6 protein-coding genes are annotated in these 9,967 nt (G+C 34.4%); 5 read left to right on the forward strand and 1 reads right to left on the reverse strand.

What is annotated here, in order from left to right; genetic code table 11:
- Window positions 1-93: 93 nt before the first annotated feature.
- Window positions 94-2,046 (reverse strand): S-layer homology domain-containing protein, encoded by a 1,953-nt coding sequence (locus E3U55_RS11245; protein WP_134340530.1) that lies wholly within the window; start codon window positions 2,044-2,046, stop codon window positions 94-96.
- A 488-nt stretch (window positions 2,047-2,534) separates the two neighbouring features.
- Between E3U55_RS11245 and E3U55_RS11250 the strand changes: the two genes are divergently transcribed.
- From E3U55_RS11250 to E3U55_RS11270, 5 genes are all read left to right on the forward strand, one after another.
- The gene (locus E3U55_RS11250) at window positions 2,535-5,471 is read left to right on the forward strand and encodes an S-layer homology domain-containing protein (protein WP_134340531.1); all 2,937 of its coding nucleotides are present in this window, start codon (window positions 2,535-2,537) and stop codon (window positions 5,469-5,471) included.
- Window positions 5,472-5,535: 64 nt separating this feature from the next.
- Window positions 5,536-5,931: a hypothetical protein gene (locus tag E3U55_RS11255; protein ID WP_134340532.1), complete on the forward strand. Its 396-nt coding sequence runs from the start codon at window positions 5,536-5,538 to the stop codon at window positions 5,929-5,931.
- An 89-nt stretch (window positions 5,932-6,020) separates the two neighbouring features.
- Window positions 6,021-8,258: an O-antigen ligase family protein gene (locus E3U55_RS11260; RefSeq protein ID WP_194840895.1), complete on the forward strand. Its 2,238-nt coding sequence runs from the start codon at window positions 6,021-6,023 to the stop codon at window positions 8,256-8,258.
- 111 nt (window positions 8,259-8,369) lie between these two features.
- Complete coding sequence (locus tag E3U55_RS11265; protein WP_134340534.1) at window positions 8,370-9,314, forward strand: Wzz/FepE/Etk N-terminal domain-containing protein; 945 nt, start codon at window positions 8,370-8,372, stop codon at window positions 9,312-9,314.
- 168 nt (window positions 9,315-9,482) lie between these two features.
- The coding region (locus E3U55_RS11270) for a transposase family protein (protein ID WP_134340535.1) at window positions 9,483-9,967 on the forward strand (485 nt) is incomplete at its 3' end.

The raw sequence follows: 9,967 nt of genomic DNA on the forward strand, positions 1-9,967 counted from the left end.
ATATGTAGGAAAAATAACATTTCTATTACATGATACCCGAAAACAAACCCAATTAAAAAAGCTCGCCGCAATTAGCAGCGAGCCTATATATGATTATTTAGTTTGTTCATCTTCAGTAGTTTGTTTTGCTTCTTCAGCTTTCACATCCACCACATAGTCTTTATGGATATAAGCAGTATCACCATTATAAGTGATTAAGTACCAGTCACCATCTGTAGCAGGTACATCACCTTTACCTGGAATACCAGGAACTATTTCATCATGACTTAGTGAACCGACTTTGCTGGCATTCATAGCTGGTGCACTACGTACATTTAATGTAGAACCAGGAGTATTCACTCGAAGTGGTGCAGCAAATTCTAAGAAGTCACCATGAGCCCACCCAATTGTGCCATCGTAGTCAACTTTATACCAACCACCGTTATAACCGATAACTTCAACAGATGCGCCAGTAACAATTTCACCAACGATGTTATTTGCCCAAGTATTAGGGTAAGAACGTAAATTCAAATGCGGTTCAGCAATTGAATTCATCATCACTCCTTGATACTTCTCTGAAACATGATAACGATCTTCAATAGCTGGTAGTGACGTTTCGCCAGGCATGTCTAGATATTCTGGAATATCAAACTTCATGCTGAATGAATCATCAAGATTCGCACTTTCAAACATTTCTTTAATCTTCTCAGCTTGAATCGTAGCCCAAGCAGTATGAGTTGCATATTGATGGTAGCCTAATGAGTCTGGATTCCAACGCATTTTATATAGCGTATCCTGGCCCTGGCTAATATAGTTACCGCTAATCTTTTTAGCGCCACCAATGATCGCATCAGCTGGAGTGAACCAACCTTGATCAAAGGCGTACTTAGCGCCACCTTTTGTAGGAGAGTTGTCTACAGCGCCGTACCCATACATGTTGTACACGATATGGTCAACACGTGGGTCATCCGTATCTCTAATAATGATAGGTTCCTCTTTACCTTCACTATTTTTCTCAGTAGGAACTTGTCCATTGGAGTCAACACCGACCCCTTTAGCTAAGGTAGATGTTCCATTTCCTGTTTCATGGAAGGCGTGTGCAATTAGATAGACTTCATTTACATTATAGGTCTTGCTTGCTTCAATAAAAGCAGCAGCCTCTCCATCTAAAATTCCTTTTCCTTTTAATATATTAGAATTAATCTGTTGTGCTGTTAATCCAGATTGACCGGAAAGAACTAGGAATTGATAGATATCGCTTGAATCATTTTCAAAGTTAGCAGGGTTAGCATAATACTCAACAACACCCTGACTAGCAATAAATTGACCCGCTCCATCCAATTTAGGTGTCTTATTCATTTGAACATTTATCATATTTGAAAATGTGTAATCATAAGATGAAGTTGTGTATTTTGTATCAGTATCTGGATCTGGAACATTGGATTGTTCTATGACAGTCAACATTCGAGACAAAATCGCTGACGTTTCTCCACGAGTGGTATTGTCTTTAGGAGCAAAGTAAAGATTTCCTTTACTATCAGCTTTACCACTAATAATTTCAAGTGTAACTAATTCTTGAACAGCTGGAATAAACCAAGATTGAATCTGATCCTCGTCTACAAAATTAAGTTCAGCCTGTTCAGCGTGAATGTCTTTATTCTCTAATGCACGCTTAATCATGACAGCCATTTCTTCTCTTGAAATTCGATTATTTGGTTTAAATTCACCACTTGGGTAACCACCAACTAAATCGTGGCTGCTTGCGACACGCGCGGAATGGTAATACCATTGTCCTTCTTTCACATCAGTAAACGATTTAACATTACTTGTATTTAATGAAAGATTCAAAGAGCGTACTAGAAAACTAGTAAACTCTGCACGAGTAACATCACGGTCTGGTAGATATTCACCATCACCGTAACCACCAAGTATGCCTTGATCGATTAAATCACGCATACTAGATTCAAAATAATGACCGGAAATGTCATCATGACTATCGGCAAAAACAGTCGTTGCCGATGAAAACAATAAAGCAAAAGCAACAGTAAGTATGATAGAACGCTTCATATTAATTATGTATTCCTCCTTGTAGAATTTTCTGATAGTTATAATCTATCAAAAATTGTCGAAGAAGGACAGATAAAATAGTAGGATTTTATAATAATAGTTTAAATAAAGCTTAACTAACCCGAAATAAAACATAATTAATGAAAATATTCTATTATATCTGTAAAATTCTGATAAAACTATTGACATTTAATAGATGATTGTTAATAATGATTAAAGAAAAATAAATTTTCTAAAAAATTAGAGTTACAAGTAGGAAAAATGTAATATATTTATAATCTACTTGTAAAAACACGTTGATTTTCAGTAATCATAGTGTTATATTTTTAATATGAGTTTCATAGGCAGCAAGAAATTTACATATGTGAGAGGCTCATAAGCATCACCCGAGTTAATAATGAAGGCTATAATTTTACATAATCATAATTGTGTTAGGAATTATAGTTTTCAATATATTAAATATTTTAGTTTCAAGGAGGAAATGATTAATGGCTAATCTACGAAAGAACGGTCGTAAAGTATTTGCGACGTCTGTATCAGCTGCTATGGTAGCATCTGCAGTAGCACCTGCAGTGGTATCAGCAGATCACCAGTTCACTGATGTTTCATCAGACCACCCTTATCATGATGAGATTAAGGCAATGGTAGAAGCTGGTGTAGTAACAGGTTATCCTGATGGTACATTTAAATTAGGTGAACAAGTAGCTCGTAAAGAAGCTGCTGTAGTAATGGCAGGAATGCTAGATTTAGAAGCTAGCGCCGACACTGAGCTTCCATTCACAGATGTGGAAGCAGATGCTTGGTATACAAACGCTGTTAAAGCAGTATACGAAGCAGGTGTAATGGTTGGTCAAGAAGACGACGAATTTGCACCAGATGCACAAATGACTCGTAAAGAGTTAGCACAAATGATTTATGCTGCATATGAGCTAGATGCATCTCCAGAAACTGAGTTACCTTTCACTGATGTTGAAGAAGGTGTTTGGTACGAAGAAGCTCTTAAAGCTCTTTATGCTAATGGACTAATTTCAGGTCAAACTGAAACTACTTTCGGTCCAGATGCAGACATGAAACGCGGTGACTTCGCGTATCTAACTGCACAAACTGACTTTGCTTTAGGTAGCAAACTAGAAAAACCTGCACCAGAAATGGCTATGGTTGAAGAAGTAAGTGCTACAAACCTTAAAGAGGTTACAGTTGAATTCAACACAAACGTTGAAGGTAACGAAGATGTAGCTGACAAAGCTAACTATTCATTTGAGAACACTGCAATTGCTAGTGTTTCTGTAGATGGAAATATGGTAACAATCGCATTAGATAGTGCAGTATCTCAACAAACTGAAGAAACTCTAACTGTTTCTGAAGATATTTTAGCTGAAGAAGGAACTTTTGATGTATCATTCTTTGATACAACTGTACCAACTGCTGATTCAGCAGAAAACGTTGGTGCTAAACAAGTTAAAGTTCACTTCAGTGAACCAATTGATGCTAGTGCATTTAGTCAATTATCAACTTCAGATCAACGTGATATTTTTGAATTAGTTGGTGAAAATATTTACGTTGACGATGTGACATTCTCAAACAATAATAAAGAAGCGGTAGTTTCATTCTTCTCAGATTTAGAAGATGGAGATTATGAGCTTAAGGTTAACGGCGGAATCTTAGTTGATTATGCTGGTTATACAGTAACTGAGACAAGTCTTGATGTCACTGTAGAAGCAGACACTGAAGCTCCAGCTTTAGTTGACTACAAAGATGCAAACCAACGTACAGTTACTTTAGTTTTCGATGAGCCAATTGCTGTTGAAGACTGGGATGAATCAGCTTTCTATCACACTAACTCAAAGAACTCTGCTTCATTAGTAAAAGCTGGTGAAAAAGATAATGAATTAGTTGTAGAGTTTGATAACAACCACTTACCTGCTGGTACTGCTTATGTATATGTTGATGGAGAAGCAGTTACAGACTTATGGGGTAATGAAAACGAAAATCAACTTGACATAGTAGTAGAAGTTGATACTGATGAAGAAGCACCACAAGTATCAGAAGTTAAACTTGGTGATGCACAAAATGAATTAGTTGTTACTTATGATGAAGTTGTAGATCAAACAACAGCTTTAGACAAAGATAACTATGCAGTTTTAAATGCAGATGGTGATGAAGTTGTAATTGCTGGAACAGGTATCAACCCTGACGGTAACAAAGTTACACTTACATTAGCTAGTAACTTAAGTGGAGATGCTACATTAAAAGCTGATGGCATTGAAGACTTAGTTGGAAATTCACTAGATGAATTTGAAACAGATTTCTACGCTGAAGATGTTACAGCTCCATCTGGATTTAGCGCTACTTACTATCCAGACAAAAATGGTGCAGGAGTTCATAGCTTAATCGTAGATTACGGTGAAGCTATGATGACTGAAGGCGGATACTCTGTATTGGATATTGAAAAATATCTTGTGAACAGTGAAGACCTAGTAGATTACAGCGGTTACGTGAGTCTAAATGCTATTGATGGTGATAGCAAAGTAGAAATCGTTTATGATTACGCTTCTCACAATGAGGACGATTCAAGCTCAGCAAATGCAAACCTATTTGCTACTGGTACAAACAACATTAAAGTTGCTAGAGTAGCTGATAATAGCGGAAACACTACAGATAACTTAACAACAACATTTGACATCACACTACAGTCTGACTTTGGTGCTGTTAAGCAAGTTGCTACTTCTAAAACAACATTAGATGTTACTTTAGAAGAAGCATTAGTAGACTATGATCGCGATGACTTTGCTTTAGTTACTACTGGTGGTTACACATTAAAAGACTCAGAAATTTTAAACGTTGAACTATCATCTGGTGGCAAAGTATTAACATTTACACTACATCCAGATTCAGCATTAACTACAGATGCTCTTTATAATAATAATGGTTCATTAGAGCAAATAAATGTTAATACTACTGAAACTAGTACTCAAGATGTAGTTGCAGTTAACCAATTTGGTGATCACTTAGATATTAACTCAGCACTAGTAACAGATGGTATCTCACCAACTGTAGTTACTGACGCTGAAACTCGTGTTGATACAGATGCTAACCATTCAAACGTTACACTAAACTTCACTGAAAATGTAGAATCATCTATTGCTGGTGCTACTGGTGACAACTTTGTAGTAACTGACGAAGATGGTCAAGAGTACACATTTGCAGGTACGACTGGTACTCCATCTGAAGAGAACACATTTACTGTTCATATTCCATCAACTAGTGACAGTTCTAACACAGTTACAGTTTATGTTTACGGTAAAGATGTGAAGACTAAAGAGCTTTACATTGATTTCTCAGATGCTAACTACTTCACAGATGAAGCTACTCCAGCTAATGAAGTTGAAGACTTCTCTGTAACAGTTGAAGTATACGGCAACTAATATTAACCATTAAAAGAGTGAGCCTCAGGCTCACTCTTTTTAATACATAAGGGTGTTAATAGAAGTGAAAAAATCTATAATATTATTAATCATAATTTTATTCATCAGTGCTTGTTCAGATAATAATGAATTAGAAGGCGATATTGTATTCGGTAAATTAAAAGGTAACAATGAAATACAAGCAATTAACGTTTTTACTATTGGTGAAAAAATGAATTTTCTAATAGAAACAAATCAAAAGATTGGTGTAGAAGAAGTAAATGTTACATTGAATATTCTTAATCCCAAGGGTGATTATGAAGAGGTTACAAGTAATTCTATGCCAACAAATCCTGAAGCTGATCAAATAATGAACGGTTTACCAGCAAGTTTATTTGAACAACTTGGTGCCGGAGCCTATCAATTAGAAGTCAATATTGATGGAACTGTAGTAAAAGGTGAATTTATATATGAAGAGTAGTAAAAAAGTGAACTAATATGGTTCACTTTTTTTGTTTGATAGACTAAAATTGTAAATAGTGTAAATACATAATGAAGGTTGGAATAAGAATGTTACATAAGTCTATTACATGGTTAACATATATTGTAGTAATCGGTGCAATATTTATTTCGGCTACTGATTATGGGCTATTCTCTGATTCAGAGTTCTATAAATGGCATATATATTTTGGTGTTATTTTTATAGCTTATTTATCTTATAGAATAATAGTATCAACTGAATTTAATGTGATTACTATTTTAATGTTTTCAATATCATTAATATATCTATTATCTTTTATAACTGCTGCTTCACCGGAAGGGAACTTTACTGAGTTTTTCCGATACATTACTTACGCAGCGTTGTTTGCATTATTATTAGATTTACAGACAAGTAATAAATCTATAAAATTATCATTACCGTACTTATTTATATTGTTTGGTATTTATTTAATGATAGTTCCATTCTTAAGTCTTTCCGGAAATCTTGAATTTAGAGATGCTGTATTAGGAAATAGGTTCTCTGGTTTCTTTCAGTACCCAAATGTGTATGGTGCGGTTGGAATGTCTTTCTTCTTGTTTAGTACAAGTTTAATACTTAAAAGAACTTCATGGATCAATATAGTTATTTACTCTTTACCATTGGTTCTATTCGCATCGTCTCTATTTTTATCTCAATCAAGAGCAGCCTTTTTACTATTTCCAATGATATGGATGCTAGGATTGTTTTTAATTAAGCTGCATGATCAGTTCAAATATATACTGGTCAGTTTGACGAGTTTTGGTTTTGCTGGATTACTTTATATTAAAATGTCACCAATTCCTAGAAATGAAATAATGACTGGTTTTTGGGATCAGTTAATTGTATATTCATTAATTAGCCTAATCATAGTAATTACGTTAGTCACCTTGATTAACAAATTCATTCATATAAAATCTGATAAAAAAATATATAATTTCATAATACCAACCGGAATTACAGCATTAGGTGCAGCGTTCCTAATCGATATATTATTTAAAGGTAAAATATATAGCTCATTACCTGAGAATCTACAATCTAGTTTCTCTCGTATTAGCCGTCTAGAAAAACAAGACTTAACTTCAGATCGAAGGTTCGACTTCTATTCTGATGCACTTAAAATGTTCAGTGATTCTCCTTTAATAGGTTGGGGTGGAGATAGTTGGCCAACACTCTATTATGTCTATCAAAGCTTTCCTTATATAGGGAATGATGTTCATAGTTATTTATTTGAACAGTTATTAAATGTAGGTGGAATTGGAATATTAGTACTTCTAGCTACATTGGTATTTATATTTATTAAGTTGCTCAAGAATGTAAATAATAAGGCGGTCTTTGGCAGTTTAATGGGGGCAGTAATGTTAATTGCACACGCATCAGTGGATTTTGATTTATCATTTGGTACGGCTTGGTTTATTTTAATCTTGCTATTCGTACTGGGTCTAAATAATTCAGGTGTGTCTTCTAACAAATTTATTATAACTAATACGAAGAAAAAGTTGCTTATCACAATACCAATACTAGCAGTTGTAGCTTTCAGTACGCTCTACTCAACTAGATTCTTACTCGCAGAAAAAGCAATCAATGATGTTAGAGGTCAAGATCTAAACGTTGAGAAAACTATGGAAGTTTATGAAAAAGCACATAATTATAACCCCTACGATATTGATACAATGATTCAATTAGCTGCAATATACGTAGAGCAAGATAAAGAAGAAAAAGTATATGAAATAGCAAACTCTATTTATGAAACTGAACCTAAAAACCCAAGAGCAGTCATGCAAGTTGGGAATGCATATGCATCATATGGTGAGATTGAAAATGCTCTTAAATACTATAATAAGTCACTAAAATTAGATGAGTATAATATAGATGTGTACAGTAGAGCAATCCGCTTAACATCTAGTGAAGCTGTTAACTGGATGCAATTAGGGGTTTTGAAAAAAGCCCAGGATATGGCCGAGAAAACAGTTCAATACTATAATCAACATCAAGAAATGAAAAATTCGATCGAACCAAAAAGTAACTTAAGAGACACGAAGTTAAGCAAAAGTTCATTATTTTTAACAGCTCAAGCATTTGCTATAAATGAACAAGACGAAGATGTTATACAAGTTACTAATAGATTTAAAGGGAAAGAAGATATTGACTTACGAGCGAAAGCTTTGAAATATCTAAGTTTGGGCAGGCTTAACAAAACTAAACAACAAGAAGAACTATATAACGGTCAAGAGAATCAAAAGCAATTTGATCAGTATATTAAAGCATATAAGCGTGCAATTTATAAATAAATATGTCGAATTACGTCTAATATTCTGTTAAAATCCTGTAATATTTATGATATAATTCAGTAGAGTTTGAGAAAATTTGCTAATAAGTAAGTTTTAGATAGGGGTAATTCGATGAACGATCATATGGAAGAAGAAATAAGCCTTAGAGAAATTATTGAAACATTATGGGAAGGGAAATGGATTATAGCTGGAGTGACAGCTATTATAGTGGCACTAGCAGCTATTTATAGTTTCGTTATTGCAACTCCTACATATGAATCAAAAGCAACAGTCGTCATAAATAAAACAGATTTACCTACAGGATCTTTAACGGAATACACAGATAATGCGACTTCACGTGATGTAGTTGTACAAGTTATGCAGTCTCCTGAGGTTATGCAGCGTACTAAGAAGAATTTAAACTTAGAAGAGAAAACAGTTGCCTCTTTACAGAATAATATCAATGTGAGTGTGCCAAAAGAGAATGAAACTCTGATACACATTTCTCAAGAAGGTGCTGACAGGGAATTAATATCGACAATCATTAAAGAGGTTATAGCAAATACGGAATCCGTCATTAAAGAAGACCTAAAGGATTATTTCACATCCTATGAGAAACTTTATCAAGAAAAAATGCAAGAAGAAGAAGAAGCGTTAACTCAATACTTAGAAGAATATAATGCATTAGAAGAAGCAAATGGGTTACCTTTACTTGTACTCTTTCAACAAAACGCAAGTGGCACGCAATACGTTTTAGAAGCCAATGAAGAATTATTACAAGAGTTAAGAGACTTAGAGAAAATCACTCAAGTAGAATACGAGCAGATTAATGCTAAGATTGACCATGCCAACGAAAATTACAAGAATTACTCTATAAAATACGAAGATGCAAAAACAGCTAATACATTAAATATAGTAGAAGAGAGAATTGGTACATTATCGAGTGCGTATGCAGGAATCGATCCAGTAAGTCCTAATAAGCTATTAAATATAGCGATAGGTTTTGTATTAGGGTTGATGGTAAGTGTGTTCATTGTATTTATAAGAGCTTATTGGAAGAATTCATCAGTAGAATAGCTTTATTTGGAAGACCTTGTCAGATTTATGGCAAGGTCTTTTTTAATGGCTCTAAAATATATGTTGGGGTACAGATAATTTTCTGACAAATAAAAAACACGCAATCTCCTAATTTTGTTAAACTTTGTTTAGACCAATAAACAAGTACAAAAAGGAGATGCGTGTATTATGAATTTTAACATTTCATTGCCTGGATTAGAAGAGTTTATTATTACAAAAACAGTTGAAGCGGATGGACTTTACCAACTCCATATGGAGTTGGAGAGACAACCTCATTGCTGCCCAGAGTGTTACACAGTCACAAATCGAGTACATGATTATAGAGTACAAAAAATTCAACACGTTCAAGCTTTTGGTAGAAATACGGCTTTATTTTATAAAAAACGACGTTATTCTTGCGTGAATGCAACGTGTGGTAAACGTTTCTATGAAAATAATAAGGTTGTTGAACGTTACCAAAGGCAGTCCACGGAGTTTAACCAAGCTCTAGCCATTGAATTAATACATGGGAAGAATTTTAAAGATGTCGCTAATCGCTTTAATACCTCGTCAACAACTGTTATGCGTCGTTTTGATGATATTAGTTCTTCTATGTTAGAGGAAACAAAGGAATTGCCTGAAGTGATTGCCATTGATGAATACAAGGGTGATGC

Origin of the sequence: Filobacillus milosensis, from assembly GCF_004402015.1 — a bacterium.
Taxonomy (GTDB): Bacteria; Bacillota; Bacilli; order Bacillales; family Alkalibacillaceae; genus Filobacillus; species Filobacillus milosensis.

Excerpts from the sequence above, each read along its gene's own strand:
- E3U55_RS11245 (WP_134340530.1), bottom strand. The coding sequence starts at position 2,046 with ATGAAGCGTTCTATCATACTTACTGTTGCTTTTGCTTTATTGTTTTCA.
- E3U55_RS11250 (WP_134340531.1), top strand. The coding sequence starts at position 2,535 with ATGGCTAATCTACGAAAGAACGGTCGTAAAGTATTTGCGACGTCTGTA.
- E3U55_RS11260 (WP_194840895.1), top strand. The coding sequence starts at position 6,021 with ATGTTACATAAGTCTATTACATGGTTAACATATATTGTAGTAATCGGT.
- E3U55_RS11265 (WP_134340534.1), top strand. The coding sequence starts at position 8,370 with ATGAACGATCATATGGAAGAAGAAATAAGCCTTAGAGAAATTATTGAA.